15 protein-coding genes are annotated in these 18,600 nt (G+C 73.7%); 2 read left to right on the forward strand and 13 right to left on the reverse strand.

The genetic code is table 11. The features are described 5' to 3' along the window. Nucleotides 1–48: 48 nt before the first annotated feature. Nucleotides 49–582, reverse strand: coding sequence for an HAD domain-containing protein (locus tag ACIP4P_RS33680; protein WP_400924994.1), 534 nt, complete (start codon nucleotides 580–582; stop codon nucleotides 49–51). A 172-nt stretch (nucleotides 583–754) separates the two neighbouring features. Between ACIP4P_RS33680 and ACIP4P_RS33685 the strand changes: the two genes are divergently transcribed. Then, nucleotides 755–2,869: a hypothetical protein gene (locus ACIP4P_RS33685; RefSeq protein ID WP_400924996.1), complete on the forward strand. Its 2,115-nt coding sequence runs from the start codon at nucleotides 755–757 to the stop codon at nucleotides 2,867–2,869. Between the two features lie 196 nt (nucleotides 2,870–3,065). On the opposite strand, the gene ACIP4P_RS33690 is transcribed toward ACIP4P_RS33685, so the two are convergent. The 4 genes from ACIP4P_RS33690 to ACIP4P_RS33705 all read right to left on the reverse strand — a co-directional run bounded on the left by ACIP4P_RS33690 (nucleotide 3,066) and on the right by ACIP4P_RS33705 (nucleotide 8,166). Then, complete coding sequence (locus ACIP4P_RS33690; RefSeq protein WP_400924998.1) at nucleotides 3,066–4,472, reverse strand: S8 family serine peptidase; 1,407 nt, start codon at nucleotides 4,470–4,472, stop codon at nucleotides 3,066–3,068. A 357-nt stretch (nucleotides 4,473–4,829) separates the two neighbouring features. After that, nucleotides 4,830–5,588, reverse strand: coding sequence for a 3-oxoacyl-ACP reductase FabG (fabG, locus tag ACIP4P_RS33695; protein WP_400924999.1), 759 nt, complete (start codon nucleotides 5,586–5,588; stop codon nucleotides 4,830–4,832). A 100-nt stretch (nucleotides 5,589–5,688) separates the two neighbouring features. Next, nucleotides 5,689–6,888: a thiolase family protein gene (locus ACIP4P_RS33700; protein WP_400925001.1), complete on the reverse strand. Its 1,200-nt coding sequence runs from the start codon at nucleotides 6,886–6,888 to the stop codon at nucleotides 5,689–5,691. Between the two features lie 114 nt (nucleotides 6,889–7,002). Beyond that, nucleotides 7,003–8,166: an acyl-CoA dehydrogenase family protein gene (locus ACIP4P_RS33705; RefSeq protein WP_400925003.1), complete on the reverse strand. Its 1,164-nt coding sequence runs from the start codon at nucleotides 8,164–8,166 to the stop codon at nucleotides 7,003–7,005. Between the two features lie 126 nt (nucleotides 8,167–8,292). Here ACIP4P_RS33705 and ACIP4P_RS33710 point away from each other — a divergent pair, with 126 nt between their 5' ends. Further along, nucleotides 8,293–8,946 (forward strand): TetR/AcrR family transcriptional regulator, encoded by a 654-nt coding sequence (locus ACIP4P_RS33710; protein ID WP_400925005.1) that lies wholly within the window; start codon nucleotides 8,293–8,295, stop codon nucleotides 8,944–8,946. Nucleotides 8,947–9,009: 63 nt separating this feature from the next. Here ACIP4P_RS33710 and ACIP4P_RS33715 read toward each other — a convergent pair whose 3' ends face one another. From ACIP4P_RS33715 to ACIP4P_RS33750, 8 genes are all read right to left on the reverse strand, one after another. Then, nucleotides 9,010–10,311: a nitric oxide synthase oxygenase gene (locus tag ACIP4P_RS33715; RefSeq protein ID WP_400925007.1), complete on the reverse strand. Its 1,302-nt coding sequence runs from the start codon at nucleotides 10,309–10,311 to the stop codon at nucleotides 9,010–9,012. A gap of 139 nt (nucleotides 10,312–10,450) precedes the next feature. Continuing rightward, nucleotides 10,451–11,878, reverse strand: coding sequence for a sugar porter family MFS transporter (locus ACIP4P_RS33720; protein ID WP_400925180.1), 1,428 nt, complete (start codon nucleotides 11,876–11,878; stop codon nucleotides 10,451–10,453). 228 nt (nucleotides 11,879–12,106) lie between these two features. Next, nucleotides 12,107–13,078 (reverse strand): L-histidine N(alpha)-methyltransferase, encoded by a 972-nt coding sequence (egtD, locus tag ACIP4P_RS33725; protein WP_400925009.1) that lies wholly within the window; start codon nucleotides 13,076–13,078, stop codon nucleotides 12,107–12,109. Nucleotides 13,079–13,123: 45 nt separating this feature from the next. Further along, nucleotides 13,124–13,873, reverse strand: a complete 750-nt coding sequence (egtC, locus tag ACIP4P_RS33730; RefSeq protein ID WP_400925011.1) for an ergothioneine biosynthesis protein EgtC — start codon at nucleotides 13,871–13,873, stop codon at nucleotides 13,124–13,126. Continuing rightward, nucleotides 13,873–15,285, reverse strand: a complete 1,413-nt coding sequence (gene egtB / locus ACIP4P_RS33735; protein ID WP_400925013.1) for an ergothioneine biosynthesis protein EgtB — start codon at nucleotides 15,283–15,285, stop codon at nucleotides 13,873–13,875. Before egtB ends, egtC begins: the two co-directional genes overlap by 1 nt. Beyond that, nucleotides 15,282–16,643, reverse strand: coding sequence for an ergothioneine biosynthesis glutamate--cysteine ligase EgtA (egtA, locus tag ACIP4P_RS33740; RefSeq protein ID WP_400925015.1), 1,362 nt, complete (start codon nucleotides 16,641–16,643; stop codon nucleotides 15,282–15,284). The genes egtB and egtA overlap by 4 nt, the downstream gene beginning before the upstream one ends. 190 nt (nucleotides 16,644–16,833) lie before the next feature. Continuing rightward, nucleotides 16,834–18,078 carry an aminotransferase class I/II-fold pyridoxal phosphate-dependent enzyme gene (locus ACIP4P_RS33745; protein ID WP_400925017.1) on the reverse strand — a complete coding sequence of 415 codons (1,245 nt, stop codon included), beginning with the start codon at nucleotides 18,076–18,078 and terminating at the stop codon, nucleotides 16,834–16,836. Beyond that, complete coding sequence (locus ACIP4P_RS33750; RefSeq protein ID WP_400925019.1) at nucleotides 18,075–18,566, reverse strand: SRPBCC family protein; 492 nt, start codon at nucleotides 18,564–18,566, stop codon at nucleotides 18,075–18,077. Before ACIP4P_RS33750 ends, ACIP4P_RS33745 begins: the two co-directional genes overlap by 4 nt. Nucleotides 18,567–18,600: the final 34 nt, after the last annotated feature.

Here is an 18,600-nt window from a genome sequence, read left to right on the forward strand (position 1 = left end):
GCGGCGGTCCGACGGCGAACCCCGCGCCGGATCCGGGACGCGCCCGGGTCAGACCGTCCGAAGCCAGGCGTCGAGGACGGCGAAGTCGGTCCCGGTGAGGCCGACTTGGGGATCGACGCGGTGCAGCAGCGCGGGCGCGGGGGAGTGGGTCCGGACCCAGCGGCGGTCGGCCGGGGTGATCTCGTCGTCCACCCAGGCGAACGGGCGCCCGCCCGCCCGGGCGACCAAGGTGCGGGTCTTCCAGTGCAGTTGGGCGCCGCCCCCGGTGCCTCCGTTCGGCACGCCCGGTTGATCCGGTTGATCCGGTTCGTCCGTGACCGGCCAGTCCACGTACGGCAGGTGCGGCAGGCCGAGCCGGGGCGCGAGGCAGGCGTCGGCGTCCGTCAACCAGGTGGTGGCCCAGACCAGTTCGCAGGGCAGGCGCAGCAGCCGCGCTCCGAGGCCCGGATCGACCCGGGCCACCAGCGGATTGCCCCCGGTCGGGCCCGGGAACTCGGGGTAGCCGCCGGGCGGTGGGGCGCCGAAGGGGATGAGCGGTCCGTCGACGTCGAGGAACAGCAGGGGGAGGACGGAGCCGGTCATGACGGCACGATAGCGGCCGGTGCCGACGGTGTGGCGCGCCGATCGACCACCCGGCCTGGCTCGGGTGTGCCGCGATCTCGTAGGGTGGCGCGCACGGGACGTGGTGGCAGGCACCACGAAAGCAGGGGCATCAGACGCCGCGACAGCGGCGGGGCGGGGCGGTGACCAGAAGATGGCGGAGACGACAGCTGTTTCCGGAGGTCCCGAGCCGACCGCGGACTCGGGCCCCTGGGACGCCGTACCGCCGCCGCCCGCGCGCCAGCCCGCCGAGGAGCACCCGCCCGGGCCCGCCGCACTGTACGAACCGCCGCCCGTGCCCCCGGCCCCGCCGGTGCCGCCCACCGGGTGGACCCTCACCGGCCTGCCCGCCGCGGGCGCTGCGGTGCCGGGTGCGGCTGCGGCCACTGCCGGGCCCGCTCCGGCCTCTCCCGCGCCGGTCTCCGCCGGCTCGACTCCGACGGGCCCGGGCGGGCTGGGCGCGGCGCCGCGCGGCCGGATCCTGGTGATCGAGGGCGGCTACGGCAACTCCGGCCGCCGCACCTGGGGCCGGGGCGGTGCCGCCCAGGCGCCGGTGCTGTCGGCGATGCTCGCCGCCGTCTCGCCGCAGGTGCTGCTGGCCGCGGACGCGGTGGACGCCGTCCACCTCCCCGGTGCCGGTGACCCGCACACCGTCCTCGCCCACCTGCGCGCCGCCTCCCGGCACCCCGGGCCGCTGCTGGTCCACCTGGGCGGGCACGTGGTCGCCGACAAGCGCGGCGGGCAGCTGCAGCTCACCCTGCGCGACGCCAAGCAGGACGGGCTGCCCTGGCAGGCCGTCGCCGCCGAACTGAGCCACCGTCCGGCCGAGTGGCAGACCCTGGTCATCGCCGACCTGAGCGCCGACCAGAACGCCTGGCCGTACCTCCAGGGCACCGTCTCGCCGCTCAGCGAGGGCATCCCGCTGTGGGCGGTGGTCAGCCCGGACCCGGAGCAGATCGGCACCTTCACCCGGGCCCTGATCGAGGCGCTGCACGGCGGTCGCCCGGGTGCGGGCGAGGTGCTCGCTCCCGAGCAACTGCGCCAGCAGGTCTACTCGGTGCTCCGGCCGGACGTGGTCATCCTGGCCACCCACGCCCCGGACCGTCCGGTCTTCCGCAACACGGCCCGCCGGGGCGAGGCCCCGGTGGCGGACGTGCTGCTGCCGCTGCCGGACGCGCCGCCCGTGGCGGACCTGCCGCCGGTCGCGGACGCCGTGCCGTCGCTGCCGCGCCGGGCCGCGCCGCAGGACGCCGTGGTCGAGCGGGCGGCTGCGGCTGCGGTCGAGGCTGGGGCTGCGGCATCGGTCGAGGCTGCGGCTCCGGTGCCGACCACGCCGGTCGGCGGCCCGGCGAGCCTGATCAAGCCCGGTGTGCCGCCCACGCCGCCCCGGGCCTCCCGCCCGGTCAGCCTGCTGAAGGCGGGCGAGCAGCCCGCCGAGGCGGAGCCGAACGTGCGCCTGAGCAAGGGCGGCCCCGCCGACGCCGTGCCGTCGGTGGCGGAGGCCGAGCCCGCGGCGGGTGTGACGCTGCGCAAGGCCCAGCCCGAGACCTCGGACACCGACGTGCTGGAGGAGGACGCCGAGGACGCCGTCGGCGGTGCCACCGAGGACGCGGCAGTGGCCGAGGAGCCCCAGGACGAGGTGCCGGTGGACGAGGTGCCGCAGGACGCCGTCCCGGAGGACGAGGAGGAGGCACCGCAGGACGTCGTTCCCGCGGACGAAGTGCCGCAGGACGAGGTCCCGACGGACGCCGTCGCGGCCGAGGACGCGGTGCCGTCCGACGCGCCGCCCCCGCCGCCCGCTCCGGCCGCCGTCGCGCCGCGCGAGGACTACCGCGAGGTCATCGGACGGATCGTCCGCAGCGCCGACGCGGGGGACCACGCCGCCGCCACCGATCTCGCCTTCGCCCTCGAACTGGAGGCGATCGCCGAGCACGGGGCCGTCTCCGAGCCGGTCCTCCAGGTGCGCCAGGTGCGCGCCCACGTCTGCCGGCTCGCGGGCCGAACCGCCGAGGCGGCCGACATCTACCGCGAGGTGGCCCTGACGCTGCTCCGCTCGCAGGGGGCGGACCACCCGGAGACCCAGCGGGCGGCCACCAACGCCGAAGCCTGCTGGCGTTCGATCGCCGACCGGGCGGAGGCCCTCCGGATCGCCCCGGAGATCATCGAGCTGCGGGCCTTCCTCCCGGGCCCCGACAACCGCAAGCTCCGCGCCGCCGAGCGCTACCTCGCGCAGCTGGCCGCCACCCCGGCGGCGGCCGACCGGGCCTGAGCCCGGTCGGTCGGGAAGGCGCCGACGACCGCTGTCCGGCGGCCAGTTGGCGGCGAACAGCGAACAGCGAACAGCCGACAGAGAACAACTGACAGAGAACAACCGACAGAAAACAGCGAACGGATAACAGATGTTGAAATCTGTTATCCGTTCGCTGTTACTTGTCAGCCGTCATGCATCGACCAACCGCGACTGCTTACTGCTCGTCGCCCTGGCTGTTGTCGTCGCCCTGGATGTCGCCGGCGAGCGCGTGGACGAACTTGGCGCCGTCGATGGTGCCCAGACCGCTCGCGAGGTCGTAGCCCTCGGTGGCGTTGTAGCCGGTGACGCCGCCCCAGCCGTTGTCGCCGTCCTTGACGTCGACGATGCCGCTCCACTTGCTCGGGAGCAGGCTCAGGCCGTACAGGCTCGGGTTGATCTGGCCGAGGCGGTGGCCGGCCAGTTGGTCGGCGAGCGCGACGATGCCCGAGAACAGCGGGGTGGCCTCGCTGGTGCCACCGGTGAGGTGCCAGCCGACCGCGGTCGGGTCGTAGGACTCGTAGGTCCAGGCGGCGCCGTCGACGGCCGCGCTCATGCTGATGTCGGGCGTGCCGCGGTGCTCACCGGTGACGTCCGCGACGCCGGCCTGGTACCACGGGCGCTGGAAGACGCCCGAGACGCCACCGCCGCCGGCGCCGGACTTGTCGTGCCACACCTTGTCGGCCGCGGTGCGCTTGCCGTTGTCGTCCAGGGTCAGCTGGGTGCCGCCGATCGAGGTGACCAGCGGGTCCGAGGACGGCCAGGAGTTGACCTTGAACGGGTACAGGTCGGTGCCGTTGGACTGCGAGTCGGTCGCGCCGTTGTCGCCGGAGGCGCCGAGGACGGTGACGTTGCGCCCGGCGGCGGCCTTGAAGGCGTAGCGCAGGTCGGTCAGCGACTTGAAGTCGCCCTTGTCGTAGCCCGGGAAGGTGTTCTCGGTGGCGCCGAAGCTCTGCGAGATGACGTCGCCGACACCCTTCTTGATGAGGTCCTTCTCGGCGTCCATCATCTCGGGCAGGCCGGTGGTGCCCTCGGTCTCGGCGACGCCGGTCTCGACCAGGACGATGTGGGCGTCGGGGGCGATCGCGTGGGCGTACTCGACGTCCAGGGTGGTCTCGCCGGCCCAGCCGGTGTGGTCGGAGTTCTTCGGGTCGAAGACGGGGACGTTGCCCCACTTGCGGACCTCGACCTGGGTGTCCTTCAGACCCCACTGCTTGTCGAAGACCTCCAGGTCGTGCTGGATGGTCGGCGAGCCGAAGGAGTCGACGATGACGATCGTGCGGCCCTTGCCGGTGATGCCCTCCTTGTACAGCGGCGCCAGGTTGTAGGCGGTCTGGTACTGGAGCGGCGAGTAGCAGTGGATGCCGACCTGGCTGACGCACTGGGTGGTGGTCAGCGGCACCGGGTGCGAGGTGGCGAGGTGGTGGCCGAAGGAGGCCGGGCGGACGTGGACGCCCGAGTAGTCGTACGCGGGGGCGGCGGTCGCGGCGCCGACGGCCGGTACCGCGATGGTGCCGGCGGTGAGGGCGGTGGCCCCCACGGCGAGCAGAGCCAGGGCACGGCGGAGGGTGGCGGGGCTGCCCATGGGACTCCTTGGGACGCAGAGAGCCCGACCAGGTCCGGTCGGGTCGGTTCGGACATCCCATCGAGTGCCGCATGATCATGCCATAGTCATTTGGTGGGGTCACCCGACCGGGCCCATGGTCATGATCGGCTACGCGAAAAGGTAAAGGCCGTCCCAGGGAAAAGTAACCACCCACCTGGGACGGCCATGTGATGACACGTCAGTAATATTCAATGAATATTAACCGTATCTACCCAGCGCCCACGCATCTCAAGCGGACCGCCCGGAGACGCCCGGGACGGACCCGGGCAACCGGAGCAAGCCGGAGCAACTCCGAGCAAGCCGGAGCAGGCCGGAGCAGGCCGGAGCAAGTCGGAGCTACCGGGCCCCGCCGTTGACGTACAGCGTCTGGCCGCTGACGTACGAGGCCTCCTCGCTCGCCAGGAAGGCCACCACCGAGGCGACCTCCTCCGGCTGACCGACCCGGCGCAGCGGCGTCCGGGCGGCCACCTCGGTCTGGTGGTCCTCGGCGGTGGCGCCGACCCGCTCGGCGGTGGCGGCCGTCATCGGGGTGGCGATGTAGCCGGGGGCGACGGCGTTGACGTTGATGTTGAACGGCCCGAGCTCGATCGCCAGGGTGGCGGTGAGCCCCTGGATGCCGGCCTTGGCGGCCGCGTAGTTGGCCTGGCCCCGGTTGCCGAGGGCGGAGCGCGAGCTGAGCGAGACGATCTTCCCGTACTTCTGCGCCACCATGTACTTCTGCGCCACGTGGCTGCAGTTGTACGCGCTGGTCAGGTTGACCGTCAGGACGGCGTCCCAGTCGGCCTTGGGCATCTTGAAGAACAGGTTGTCCCGGGTGATCCCGGCGTTGTTCACCAGGACGTGCAGCCCGCCGAGTTCCTCCACGACCCGGGCGAACACCGCGTCGACGGCGTCGTAGTCGGCCACGTCGCAGCCGTAGGCCCGGGCGGTGCCGCCCTTGGCGGTGATCTCGGCGACCGTCCCGGCCGCCCGGTCGGCGGTCAGGTCGACCACCGCGACGGTCGCGCCCTCCTCCGCCAGCCGCCGGGCGGTGGCCGCACCGATGCCCTGCGCCGCGCCGGTCACCACGGCGACCTTCCCCGCGAAACGTGCCATGCCGCTTCCTCCTTCGTTCACTGGAGACTCCCCGGATGCTCCGGGCTCATTCCGGGCTCGTGCCGAGCCCCTGCCGGGACCCGCTGGTCCCTTCCGGGGCTCAGGCGTGCTCGACCAGCACGGCCGTACCCTGCCCCACGCCCACGCACATCGTGGCCAGACCGCGCCGGGCGCCGGTGCGGCGCATGCGGTGCAGCAGGGTGGTGAGGATGCGGGCGCCCGAGCCGCCCAGCGGGTGGCCGAGGGCGATCGCCCCGCCGCTCGGGTTGACCACCTCGTCGGCCCGCTCCGGGCTGAACCCGATGCCGTCGGCGGAGGCCAGCGCCTGGGCGGCGAAGGCCTCGTTCAGCTCGGCGGTGTCCAGGTCGGCGAGGCTCCACCCGGCCCGTCCGAGCACCTTGGCGGTGGCCGGCACCGGCCCGATGCCCATCACGTCCGGGTGCACCCCGGCCGAGGCTCCGGCCACGTACCGGCCGAGCGGCTGCAGTCCGAGGTCGTGCAGCGCCTCCTCGCCGACCAGGAGCAGCCCGGCCGCGCCGTCGTTCATCGGCGAGGCGTTCCCGGCCGTGACGGTGCCGCCGGGGCGGAAGGCGGGCTTGAGGCGGGCCAGCTTCTCCAGGCTGGTGTCCTCGCGGATGCCCTCGTCCTGGCTCACCGTCACGCCGTCCGGCCGCTCGACCGGGACCAGCTCGGCGTCGAAGTGCCCGTCCTTGCGGGCGGCGGCGGCCCGCTGGTGGCTGCGCAGCGCGAAGGCGTCCTGGCGCTCGCGCCCGATGCCGTACCGGCCCGCCACCTCCTCGGCGGTCTCGCCCATGCTGAGTACGCCGTGCAGTTCGGCCATCCGCGGGTTGGTGAGCCGCCAGCCGAGCCGGGTGTCGAAGGTCTCGATCCGGTGCGGCAGCGCCTCGTCGGGGCGGGGCAGGACGAAGGGCGCGCGGGTCATCGACTCGCAGCCGCCGGCCAGTACCACGTCCGCCTCGCCGGAGCCGATGGCCCGGGCGGCGAGGGTGACGGCCTCCAGGCCGGAGGCGCAGAGCCGGTTGACGGTGGCGCCGGGGACGGTCTCGGGCAGGCCGGCCAGCAGGACGGCCATCCGGGCGGCGTTGCGGTTGTCCTCGCCGGCCTGGTTGGCGGCGCCCCAGTAGACGTCGTCGATCCGGGCCGGGTCGAGGGCGGGTACGTCGGCGAGCAGGGCCCGCAGCACGGTGGCCGAGAGGTCGTCCGGCCGGACCGTGGCGAGCGCTCCGCGCAGCCGGCCGATGGGTGTGCGGCGGGCGGCGGCGAAGTAGACAGGACGCACGTCGTGCTCCTTCTATCGGATGTTCGGGCTGTCTGGTGTTCGGGGTGGTCTGGTGTCCGGTGTTCGGGTTCTCCGGTGTCCGAGCGCGGGCGCCCGGGGGTGGGACGGAGCGGCTCAGAAGGCGTTGACGCCGGTCAGGGCGCGCCCGATGAGCAGCTGGTGGATCTGGCTGGTGCCCTCGTAGAGGGTCATCACCCGGGCGTCGCGCAGGTACTTGCCCACGGGGTACTCGTCGATGAAGCCGTAGCCGCCGAACACCTGGAGCGCGTTGTTGGCGGCCCGGACGGCGGCCTCGCTCGCGTACAGCTTGGCGACGGAGGACTCGGTGGCGAACGGGAGCCCGCGGTCGATGTGGTCGGCGACCTTCCAGGTGAGCAGCCGGGCCGCCTCGACGTCCACCGCGATGCCGGCCAGCAGTTCCTGGACGAGCTGGTGCGAGGCGATCGGCTTTCCGAACTGCTCGCGCTCGCCCGCGTAGCGGACGGCGGCCTCCAGGCAGGCGCGGGCGATGCCCACGCAGCCCGCCGCGACCGACATCCGCCCCTTGGCCAGTGCGGCCATCGCCACCGTGAAGCCCTTGCCGAGCTCGCCGAGCCGGGCGCTGTCCGGCACCCGGACGCCGTCCAGGGCGAGTTCGGCGGTGGCCTGGCCGCGCAGGCCGAGCTTGCCGTGGATCTCGGTGCGGCCGAAACCGGGCAGGTCGGTGGGGACCAGGAAGGCGGTGATGCCCCGGTGGCCCTGGTGTTCGGGGTGGTCGCCGCCGGTGCGGGCGAAGACCAGGGCGACGTCGGCCCAGGTGCCGTTGGTGATGAAGGTCTTGGCGCCGGTGATCAGCCAGTCTCCGCCGTCGCGCACCGCCCGGGTGGTGAGGTGGGCGGCGTCGGAGCCGGTGCCGGGTTCGGTGAGCGCGAAGCAGGCGAGGGCCTCGCCGGAGGTGAGCCGGGGCAGCCAGTGCCGCTTCTGCTCCTCGGTGCCGAAGCCGTTGATCGACTTGCCGACCAGGCCGAGCGAGACCGAGACGATCCCGCGCACGGCCGAGTCGCCGCGCCCGAGTTCCTCCAGCACGAGGCAGTACGCGAGATGGTCGCCGCCGCTGCCGCCGTACTCCTCGGGGATGGTCAGGCCGAGGAAGCCGACCTTCCCGAGTCTGCCGATGATCGCGCGGTCGACCTGTTCGGCGCGGTCCCACTCGGTGGCGTACGGAACGATCTCGCGGTCGGTGAACGCGGCGGCGAGGTCCCGCACGGCGCCCTGTTCTTCGGACAACTCCAGATTCATAACGGTGCCATCCCGTTAAACTAGCGCTGCAAGTTTTACTGGGACTGTAGCCCCGACCCGCCCGCACTGGGAAGGGGCACCTGCCAGAATCGGTCCCCGCCCCACCCGACCGGAGGTAGCGACCCGATGGCCCGCCCGCGCACCCCGCTGCTCAGCCGCGAGCGCATCGTCGCCGCGGCTCTGCGGCTGATCGACGACGAGGGCTCGGAGGCCCTCTCCACCCGTCGCCTCGCCGCCGAGCTCTCGGTCAGCGGCCCGTCGCTCTACAACCACTTCGCCACCAAGGACGAGCTGCTGGACGCGGTGGTCGACAGCGTCATCGGCGAAGTCGACCTGTCGATGTTCGACGGCCGGGACATCCCCTGGCCGCAGGCGCTGCGCGACTGGGCGCGCTCCTACCGCGCCGCACTGGCCGCCCACCCCAACATCGTCCCGGTGCTCGCCCAGGGGCCGGGGCGCCGGCCCAACGCGCTGCGCCTGGCCGACGCCGTGTTCGGGCACCTGGTGGACGCCGGGTGGCCGCGCGGCCAGGCGACCCGGATCGGCGCGCTGATGCGCTATTTCGTCACCGGCTCCGCGCTGGCCTCCTTCGCGGCCGGGTTCCCGGCCGACGCCGAGGTCTACGACGCGGCCGACTACCCGCACCTCGGCGAGGCGCACCGGCTCGCCGGGCACCGGGGGACGGTCGACGAAGGCGCCTTCGAGACCGGGTTGGAGGCGCTGCTGGACGGGCTCGTCCTGCGCTTCGAGCGCCTGGCCGCCCGCCCCCAGGGGGCCTGACCCACCGGCGGTCCCCGACCTTCCGACGGTCCTAGGGTCCTACGGTCCTGCAGTCCTACCGGCCTACCAGGGCTCGCGGGCCAGGAAGGCCGGCCGCTGCTCCTCGTCCACCGGGTCGTAGTACCGGTGGTAGACCGGGGTCAGCCCGCCCGAGACCGGGGGCACGATCCAGCTCCAGTCGGCCGGGGTCGGACGGCCGAGCCGCCGCTCCTGGGCAACGTGCTTGAGGAAGCGCTCCGACTCGGTGTGGTGGTCGGCGACGGTCACCCCGGCCTCCTGGAAGGAGTGCAGCACCGCGATGTTGAGCTCGATCAGGGCGCGGTCGCGCCAGAGGGTGCGTTCGCTGGAGGTGTCCAGGCCCAGCCGCTCGGCGACGGTGCCCAGCATGTCGTAGCGGTCGGCGTCGGCGAGGTTGCGGGCGCCGATCTCGGTGCCCATGTACCAGCCGTTGAACGGCGCGGTGGGGTAGCGGACGCCGCCGATCTCCAGGGTCATGTCGCTGATCGCGGGCACCGCGTACCAGCGCAGCCCGAGCTCGGCGAACCAGCCGTGCTCGGGGTGGCTCAGCGGCACCTCCAGGGTGGTGTCGTCCGGCAGTTCGTACCAGTGCGGCCGCTCGCCGGGGCGCTCCTGGACCAGCAGCGGCAGCGGCTCGAAGCGGTCCTCGGCGCACTTCCAGCCGAGCTCGCGGGCCCGGGCGGTGAGCGCGGCGCCCGCCGGGTCGCCGACCACGGCACCGTCGGCGTCGTGGTGCCCGGCGTAGCGGACCAGCTGCTGGTTGAGGATCCGCGCGGCCGGGCGGCCCGGGCGGTCGGGGGCGAACACCGAGACCACCGGGCGGATCCGGCCGCCGTTGCCCGCCACCCGCAGGTGCTCGAAGCACTCGGCGGCGATGTCGTCGGGGGCGGACAGGTGGCGCAGGTCGCGGACCACCAGGCTGCGCCAGTACAGCCGGCCGATGCAGCGGGCGGCGTTGCGCCAGGCGAGCTTGGCGCCGTAGGCGAGTTCCTCGGGGGTGTGCCGGTAGCTGCCGGTGCGGTCGATCTCCTCCCGCACGGCGCGCAGCCTCGACTCCGGGTCGCCGGCGGCGGGTTGCTCGTGGTGGAACTGGCGGATGAACCCGGCGGCCTGGTCGGGGTCGGTGAACGGCGGTGGCGCGGGCGGAAGTTGGCTGACCGGTGACGCGGGAGCCGGGGTGGGCGGCGATTGGCGGACCGGTGGCACGGAGGCCGGTGGCGCGGAGGTCGGTGGTATGGAGGCCGGTGACATGAAGGCCGGCCCGGTGTGGGCGTGGGCGTACGGACAGCCGCCGCTCGGGGCGGTGGTCGTTCTGCGGGTGCGGAGCCGGTTGAAGATCAAGGACACATCCCTCCTGCCGAACAGGAGTACCGGAGGTGCTCGGTCCACCGCAGAGAGTGAACGATTCGGCCCCCGCACCCGCGCTCAGCGCGCTAGGGTGCGGGGGCCGAAGGTCGGATCGTACGACCGGCGGACGTGCGGCCGGTCAGCCCATGTCCTCCAGCCGGACGCCCTTGGTCTCCTTCATGAACTTCGCCACGAAGACCATCGACAGCGCCGCGAAGGCCGCGTACACCAGGTAGGTCGCCGACAGGTTCCAGCGCGACAGCGACGGGAACGACACGGTGATCACCCAGTTGGCGATCCACTGCGCGGAGGCGGCGACGGAGAGGGCGGCGGCGCGGATCCGGTTGGGGAACATCTCGCCGAGCATCACCCAGACGACCACGCCCCAGGACATCGCGAAGAACAGCACGAAGGCGTTGGCGGAGATCAGCGCGACGGTGCCCTGGAGGTCGGGCAGCGAGACGTTGTCGCCGGAGCCGGTGGCGGAGGAGAACGCCCAGCCCGCCGCGGCCAGGGTGACGGCCATGCCGGCCGAACCGATCAGGGCGAGCGGCTTGCGGCCGATCCGGTCGACCAGCAGGATCGCGATCACGGTGCCGAGGATGTTGATGACCGAGCCGATGAAGCTGATCAGCAGCGAGTTGCTCTGGTCGATGCCGACCGACTGCCACAGGATCGACGAGTAGTAGAAGATCACGTTGATGCCGACCAGCTGCTGGAAGACCGACAGCCCGATGCCGACCCAGATGATCGGGAGCAGGCCGAAGCGGCCGCCGAGCAGGTCGCGGAAGCGCGGGCGGTGGTCGGAGGCGATCAGCGTCCGGATCTCGGCGATCCGGGCGTCGGCGTCCACGCCCTCGCCCTCGACCTTGGCCAGCACCGCGCGGGCCTCGTCCAGGCGCTCGGCCTGGATCAGGTAGCGCGGGGACTCGGGGATCATCGAGGACAGCGCGAAGTAGACCGCGGCCGGGACGACGCAGATGCCGAGCATCCACTGCCAGGCCTCCAGGCCGAGCAGGTGGCCGCGGGTGTCGCCGCCGGCGGCGTCCGCCAGCACCCAGTTGACCAGCTGGGATATCGCGATGCCGAGCACGATCGCGGCCTGCTGGAAGGAGGCCAGTCGGCCCCGGTACTTGGTCGGCGCGACCTCGGCGATATAGGTCGGGGCGATCACCGAGGCGATGCCGATGGCCGCGCCGCCGAGGACGCGCCACAGGGCGAGGTCCCAGGGGGAGAACGGCAGCATCGAGCCGACGGCGCTGACCGCGAAGAGCAGCGCGCCCGCCTTCATGACCTTGATCCGGCCGTAGCGGTCGGCGAACCGGCCGGCCAGTGCGGCGCCGACCGCCGAACCCAGCAGCGCCGAGGAGACGATCAGGCCGGTCTCGCCGCTGCCGACCCCGAACTTCCCCTGGATGCCGGAGACGGCGCCGTTGATCACGGAGCTGTCGTAGCCGAACAGGAAGCCGCCGAGGGCCGCGGCGGCGGTGATGAAGACGACGAAGCCGAGGCGGCCGGGCGCGGTGGCCTCGGCCGCCCCGGAGGGCTTCTGGGTGACGCTCACGATCTGGACTCCTGGTACTCAACGCTGAGCTCGGTAGCCGAGATCGTAACCCCTATTCGTTCAAGCCTTGTACACGTGGAAGCTCAAGTTTTGCTCTGAGAATTCGTAAGGTGAACAAGCAAATTGAGCTTCCCGTAGCTTCGCGCAGCTTCCTGCGGCTTCCTGCGGCTTCCTGCGGCTTCCTGTGGCTTCCCGGGACTGGCGCCCGGCCGTTGCCCCCGAGTGGCCCGCTCAGGCCGGGGCGGACAGCGAGAGCCCGAACCGGCCCCCGGGGTCGGTCCACCAGTGGGTGAGCCGCAGCCCGGCCGTGGCCAGCTCCCCGGTCACCCGCTCCCGGGTGAACTTGGCCGAGACCTCGGTGCGCAGCTCCTCGCCCCGGTCGAAGTGCACCGGCAGGTCCAGGGCCGGGATCTTCACGGTCTGCGAGCGCAGCGAGCGCAGTCGCATCTCGATCCACTCCTGCTCCGGGTCCCAGAGCGCGACGTGCTCGAAGGCGGCCGGGTCGAAGTCGGCGCCCAGCTCGCGGTTGAGCACGTTGAGCACGTTGCGGTTGAACTCGGCGGTCACCCCGGCGCCGTCGTCGTAGGCGGCGACCAGTACCGCCGGGTCCTTCACCAGGTCGGTGCCGAGCAGCAGGAAGTCGCCCGGGTCGAGCGCGGAGCGCAGGTGGCGCAAGAAGACGGCGCGCTCCGGCGGCAGCAGGTTGCCGAGGGTGCCGCCGAGGAAGGCGACCAGGCGGGGGGCGCCGTCCGGGGGCAGGCCGAGTCGGGCGGTGAAGTCGGCGAGCACGCCGTGCACGGCCAGTCCGGGGTACTCGGCGGCGAGCGCGGTGCCGGCCGCGGTCAGCGCGCTCTCGCTGACGTCCACCGGGACGTAGGTCTCCAGGTCGCGGCGCGAGCGCAGCGCGTCCAGCAGCAGCCGGGTCTTCTCGGAGGAGCCGGAGCCGAGCTCGACCAGGGTGCGGGCCCGGGTGGCCGCGGCGATCTCGTCGGCCCGGGCGGCCAGGATGGCCCGCTCGGCGCGGGTCGGGTAGTACTCGGGCAGCCGGGTGATCTCCTCGAACAGCTCGCTGCCCCGGGCGTCGTAGAACCACTTCGGCGGCAGCCACTTGGGGTCGGCGGTCAGCCCGTGCCGGACGTCGTGGTGCAGCGCGGTGCTGAAGTGGTCGGCGGGCAGCAGTCGGGTGAGATCGAATGTGTCCATGACAGGGTGGTTCCTCTGTTCAGAAGATGAAGGGAGAGTGGAGGGTCAGTAGTGACTGGGGAGCTGTCGGACCCGGACGCCCGCGGCGTCGACCAGCAGCAGGGAGCCGTCCGGGACGGGGGTCCAGCCCGGCTCGTCGTCGTACGGCTCGGAGGCCACCACCGTGCCGAGGCCGGGCAGCTCGCGGCAGTGCAGGGTGTCGCCCCAGGCGGTGGCGGCGATCGCGGTGCCGTCGGTGAGCAGCAGGTTGAGCCGGCCGGTGGTGTGCGCGGCGACGTCCGCCACCGTGCCCGCCAGGGCCTCGCCGAGCTCCGCGCCCCGGCGCAGCCGGTGCAGGGTGAGCGCCCACAGTAGGGCCGAGTCGCTCCGGGCCTCCAGTTCCAGCAGCTCGGCGGGCGGCAGCAGGGCGGCGAGCGCGTCCAGCTTGCCGGGCCACCCGGCCACCGCGCCGTTGTGGCTGAACAGCCAGCGCCCGGCGGCGAACGGCGCGGCCGCCGCCTCGCCCGCCTCGCAGCCCTCGGTGGCGGAGCGGACGGCCGCCAGCAGCGCCCGGGTGCGGATCACCCGGGCGAGGTCGGCGAAGGTCGCGTCGGCCCAGATCGGCCCGGCCCGGCGGTAGCGGGCGGGCAGTTCGTCGCCGTCCGCGTACCAGCCCAGGCCGAAGCCGTCCGCGTTGACCGTCCCGTACCGCTGGCTCCGGGGCGCCCAGGACTGCCGGTACAGCGCGTGCGGCGGGTGCACCAACAGGTCCCGCGGTGCCAGCGGCTCGCCCAGGTAGGCGAGGTGGCGGCACATCAGGCCCGCTCCGCGTCGCGCGCGGTGCGGAAGCCGGCGAAGATCTGCCGCCGCACGGGGTAGTCCCAGTTGCGGAAGGTGCCCCGGCAGGCGACCGGCGCCACCGCGAAGCAGCCGCCGCGCAGCACCTTGTACTCGGGCCCGAAGAAGACCTCCGAGTACTCCTGGTACGGCCAGGCCCGGAAGCCCGGGTAGGGGTGGAAGTCGCTGGCCGTCCACTCCCACACGTCGCCCATCAACTGCCGTACCCCGTACGGGGACTGTCCCGCCGGGTAGCTTCCGGCGGCGGCCGGGCGCAGGTGCCGCTGGCCGAGGTTGGCGTGCTCGGGGCCGGGCGGGCCGTCGCCCCACGGGTAGCGGCGCGAGCGGCCGGTGGCCGGGTCGTGCCGGGCCGCCTTCTCCCACTCGGCCTCGGTCGGCAGCCGTCGCCCGGCCCAGCGGGCGTAGGCGTCCGCCTCGTACCAACTGACGTGCAGCACCGGCTCGTTCGGCGGTACCGGCTCGACCGAGCCGAAGCGGCGGCGCAGCCACTGGCGGTCCTCCCGCTTCCAGAACAGCGGGGCGGTCAGGTCGGCCCGTCGGCGGTGCTCCCAGCCCTCCGCGCTCCACCAGTGCGGCTGGTCGTAGCCGCCGTCGGCGATGAAGCGCTGGTAGGCGGCGTTGGTGACCGGGGCGGTGTCCAGGAAGTAGGCCGGCAGGTCGACGGGGTGCGCCGGGCGCTCATTGTCCAGGGCCCACGGCTCGGTGTCCGTGCCCATCGTGAACGGGCCCGCGGGGATGAGGACTTCGGCCGGCAGGGTGGCCGCGTCGGCGGGTGCGGGCGGTGGCGGGGGAGCGGCCAGGGCGGGCTCGCCGGTGCGGAGCTGGTGGGTGATCAGCATCGTCTCGTCGTGCTGCTGCTCGTGCTGGGCGATCATCCCGAAGGCGAACCCGGCATCCAGCAGCGGCGCGCCCTCCAGCGGGCTGGCGGCCAGTAGGTCCAGCACCCGGCCGCGCACCTCGTGGGCGTAGGCGCGGGCCTCGGCGGGCGGCAGCAGCGGCAGGCTGGGGCGCTCGGCCCGGGGGTGCTGGAACGCGTCGTACAGCGGGTCGATCTCCGGGTGCATCGGGTCGCGGCCGCCGACGTTGCGCAGCAGCCAGAGCTCCTCCTGGTTGCCGATGTGCGCGAGGTCCCAGACCAGCGGGGACATCAGCGGCGAGTGCTGGGCGGTGAGGTCGGCGTCCCCGACGCAGTCGGTCAGCACGGCCGTCCGGGCGCGGGCGGCCAGCAGCTCGGCGGCGATGGTCTCGCGCAGCGCCTCGGTGCCGGTGCCGGTGCGGCCGGCGCCGGCCGCACCGTGCGTGGCGTCCGGGGTGCCCGGGGCACCCGTGTGGGGTGTCCCGGGGGCGGCGGTCGGTCGGACGTCGGTCATGGTGCCTCCTCCGGAGGAGTGCGTCGGGTGCCGGTGCGCAGGGCGTCCAGCTGATCGTCGGCCGGGCAGCGGCCGCGCGCGGGGTAGCGCTCGGCGAACTCGGCGAGGGTGGCGCGCAGCCGTCCGGCGCCGGGCAGGCGGCCCAGCGCGGCGTCGGCGGCGGCGAAGCAGGTGAGCGCGGCCCGGCGCAGTTCGGGGTCGGCGACGCCCAGGGTGGCGGCGCGGAGCCAGACGTCGCTGCGCGGCGGTAGCGGGCCGGTCGGGCGGTCCAGTGGAGCCAGGGCGTCGAGCGCGGTGTCGGCGGCCACCGGGTCGTCCAGCAGCGCGGTGACGAGGGCGGTGGGCACCACCCAGCCGTCGCCGGGCTGGGCGTCGATCATCCGCAGTTCCAGGTGGCCGCGCGGGCGCACCGGCGGGAACAGCGTGGTGCAGTGGTACGTCAAGTCGGCCAGGGTGGGCGGGCGTTCACCCCCGCCGCGGATCCAGTCCCGGAAGGTCAGGTCGGGCGGCGCGGTCCACGGCTGCCCCTCCGGCCGTCGCACGCACAGGACTTGGGCGTTCAGCACGTACTGCGCCCAGGCCTCGCGCGGGTCGCCGTGGTCCGGCTCCGGGGCGAGGGTGCGGCTCGGGTCCATCCGGGACCACACGGTCTGCCGGGTGGACCGGTGACCGGTCGGTTTCCCGTCCAGGAGCGGGGAGTTGGCGAAGGCCGCGACCAGCACCGGGCCCAGTCGGTGGACCAGCTGCCAGCGCCGTTCGACCGCGTGCGGACCGGCCGCCTCGCCGGCGTCCAGGCACACCTGCACGGAGGCGGTACCGGTCATCATGACCCGGCCCCAGGGCCCGGCCGACTCGAAGAAGCGCTCCATCGCGAGGTAGCGGGGGTGGTCCAGCACCATCCGTCGGGGGCGGGCCAGTGGGTCCGTCCCGGTGCCGGTGAGTCGAAGACCCTGGGCCGCGAAGGCGGCCCGCAGGGCGGTCAGATCGCGTCGGGTGTCCTCGACGCAGGCGAGGAGGCCGGTGGCGGGCGGGGAGCTGAGCTCTACCTGTCCGCCGGGTTCGAGCGTGAGGCGCGAACCGGAGGGGAGCGAGGTGCCGTCCGGGCCGCCGAGGGGCAGCGAGTCCAGCGCGGCGTGGAGCAGTTCCGGCGGTACGGGTCGACTGGGACATCGATCGTCATGGACGAACCACTCGACCTCGACACCCACCAGTCGGGGCGGTCCGATCTTGAAACAGACGCCCGACACGTGGCTGCGCGCCCCCGATTCGGTCAGCGGGGTCACCCCCGTCGGGGGCGGTGGTGCGCTCTGCCGGTCGGGCGGAGTGGTGCGGGATATCGGTATCACCGGACTCACCATCCTCGGGATCACGATTGCGGCCCGGTCTACCCTGCCCAGTCTGCTACGGAGCATGCGGGGGTGCTTCGCAAATATCGCGTGAATGTTCGTATCCGCAGGTCAGGGGCGTGGCGAACGGGTGAACGCGGGGATTCCGGGGTGCGGTGCGGAGGGGTTCCGCGGGCGCCTTCGACACCGGCACATGCCCGGGTCACAGCCGGTCCAGCCGCGCCAGGACGGTGTCCAGCACCCGGCCGGGCAGGGCGTAGTTGAGCCGCAGCGAGCCCGCGCCGCCCGGGCCGAACTCGGCGCCGTCGGAGGCCTCCAGACCGCAGCGCTCCAGCAGCGCCGCGCGGGCGCCGGTCGGCGGCAGGCCGAGGGCGGCGGCGTCCAGCCAGAGCAGGTAGGAGGCCTGCGGGACGGAGCGGACGGCGGGGCCGAGGCGGTCGGTCAGCCGGGTGCGGGCGGCGACGAGGTGGGCGAGCAGCGCGTCCAGCCAGGGGCCGCCCGCCCCCAGCGCGGCCCGGTGCACGGTCTGCTCCAGCAGGCCGCCCTCCCAGAGGCCGTAGCCGGCCAGGGCGTCGGTGAAGCGGGCGCGCAGGCCGGGGTCGGGGACGAGGGCGAAACTGCTGGGAATGCCGGAGCAGTTGAAGGTCTTGCCGACGGAGTTCAGGGTGACGACGGACGGCCGGTGTGCCGGGTCGGCGGTGGTCACGGCGACGGGGTGGCGGTGCCCGGGGTGGGTGAGGTCGCCGTGCACCTCGTCCGAGACCAGCAGGGCGCCGCTCTCCGCCGCCCAGGCGGCGAGGCCGCGGACCGCGCCGGTGGGCCAGACCCGGCCGGAGGGGTTGTGCGGGTTGCTCAGCAGCACGGCGCCGACCGGGCGGGGCAGCGGGCCGGGCGGCAGGCGGTAGCCGTTCGGGGCCAGGGGCAGCGGCAACGCCTGGTGGGGGAGGCCCATGGCGCGGCAGAGCTGGGCGAAGCCGCCCCACTCGGGCGTGGGGAAGAGGACGGGGGCCTGCGGTCGTACGGCCTCCAGCAGGATGCGCAGCGCGGTGCGCGGACCGCAGGGCGGCAGCAGGACCCAGTCGGGGTCCACCTCGACGCCGTGCCGGGCCCGGTACCAGTCGGCGACCAGGGTGCGTCCGGACGGGTCGCAGACGGTGTAGCCGTAGGCGCGGTGGCGGGCCCGCCGCTGCAGCGCCTCGGCGACGGCGGGCGGGCCGGGCAGGTCCATGTCCGCCAGGCCCATCGGGATCACCCCGGGGGCGGTGGCCCGGGCCCATTTGCTGCTGCCGGTGCCGGTGCGGTCGAAGTCGTGGCCGACGTCGTGGCCGACGTCGTGGCCGACGTCGTGGCTGACGTCGTGGCTGGCGTCGTGGTCGGTCGGCGAACAACTGACAGCCGACAGATGATGAAAGCTGTTATCTGTTCGCTGAAAGTCGTCATCTGTCATCTGTTCGCCGTCCCTCGTCCGCCGTCGGCCGCCCCGGTCCCCGCCAGGTACCCTGCCAGCCCCCGGCGCCCCCGGCGCATCATCACCGCGTGGTTGGCCCGGAACAGCGGGTGCAGCGGCAGGGCGAGCCGTCGCAGCAGGGGCTTGCCGGGGCGGGTGTCCTCCTCGAACAGCACCCGGCACCCGGCGCCGCCCGGCCGGTCCGCCGTGACGGTGAACCGCGACCACCCGTCGAGGTCGCCTCGCATCACCGCCTCCAGCACCCCGGCGGCCGGGTCGCGCCGCCGGGACTCCAGGCCGACCACCAGCCGGTACGGCAGCAGGGCGCGAATCACCACGTCCCCGGACTCCGCGCCGGTCTGCCGGACCTCCCGGATCTCCGGCCACCACAGCGGGTAGCTCCGGACGTCCTCCAGCGCCGCGTACACCGCCGCCGCGGGCGCCGCGAGCCGCCAAACGCCCCGGAAGCGGTAGTGGTTGGGATCCACGGGCCCACCCTAGTCGGCCGCCCGCCCGGTCCGG

This window comes from Kitasatospora sp. NPDC089509 (assembly GCF_044749365.1).
Classification (GTDB): domain Bacteria; phylum Actinomycetota; class Actinomycetes; order Streptomycetales; family Streptomycetaceae; genus Kitasatospora.

Coding starts and splice junctions, on each gene's coding strand:
- ACIP4P_RS33685 (WP_400924996.1), top strand. CDS start 755: ATGGCGGAGACGACAGCTGTTTCCGGAGGTCCCGAGCCGACCGCGGAC.
- ACIP4P_RS33710 (WP_400925005.1), top strand. CDS start 8,293: ATGGCCCGCCCGCGCACCCCGCTGCTCAGCCGCGAGCGCATCGTCGCC.
- fabG (WP_400924999.1), bottom strand. CDS start 5,588: ATGGCACGTTTCGCGGGGAAGGTCGCCGTGGTGACCGGCGCGGCGCAG.
- egtA (WP_400925015.1), bottom strand. CDS start 16,643: ATGGTGAGTCCGGTGATACCGATATCCCGCACCACTCCGCCCGACCGG.
- egtD (WP_400925009.1), bottom strand. CDS start 13,078: ATGGACACATTCGATCTCACCCGACTGCTGCCCGCCGACCACTTCAGC.
- egtC (WP_400925011.1), bottom strand. CDS start 13,873: ATGTGCCGCCACCTCGCCTACCTGGGCGAGCCGCTGGCACCGCGGGAC.
- ACIP4P_RS33690 (WP_400924998.1), bottom strand. CDS start 4,472: ATGGGCAGCCCCGCCACCCTCCGCCGTGCCCTGGCTCTGCTCGCCGTG.
- ACIP4P_RS33745 (WP_400925017.1), bottom strand. CDS start 18,078: ATGACAGATGACGACTTTCAGCGAACAGATAACAGCTTTCATCATCTG.
- egtB (WP_400925013.1), bottom strand. CDS start 15,285: ATGACCGACGTCCGACCGACCGCCGCCCCCGGGACACCCCACACGGGT.
- ACIP4P_RS33705 (WP_400925003.1), bottom strand. CDS start 8,166: ATGAATCTGGAGTTGTCCGAAGAACAGGGCGCCGTGCGGGACCTCGCC.
- ACIP4P_RS33680 (WP_400924994.1), bottom strand. CDS start 582: ATGACCGGCTCCGTCCTCCCCCTGCTGTTCCTCGACGTCGACGGACCG.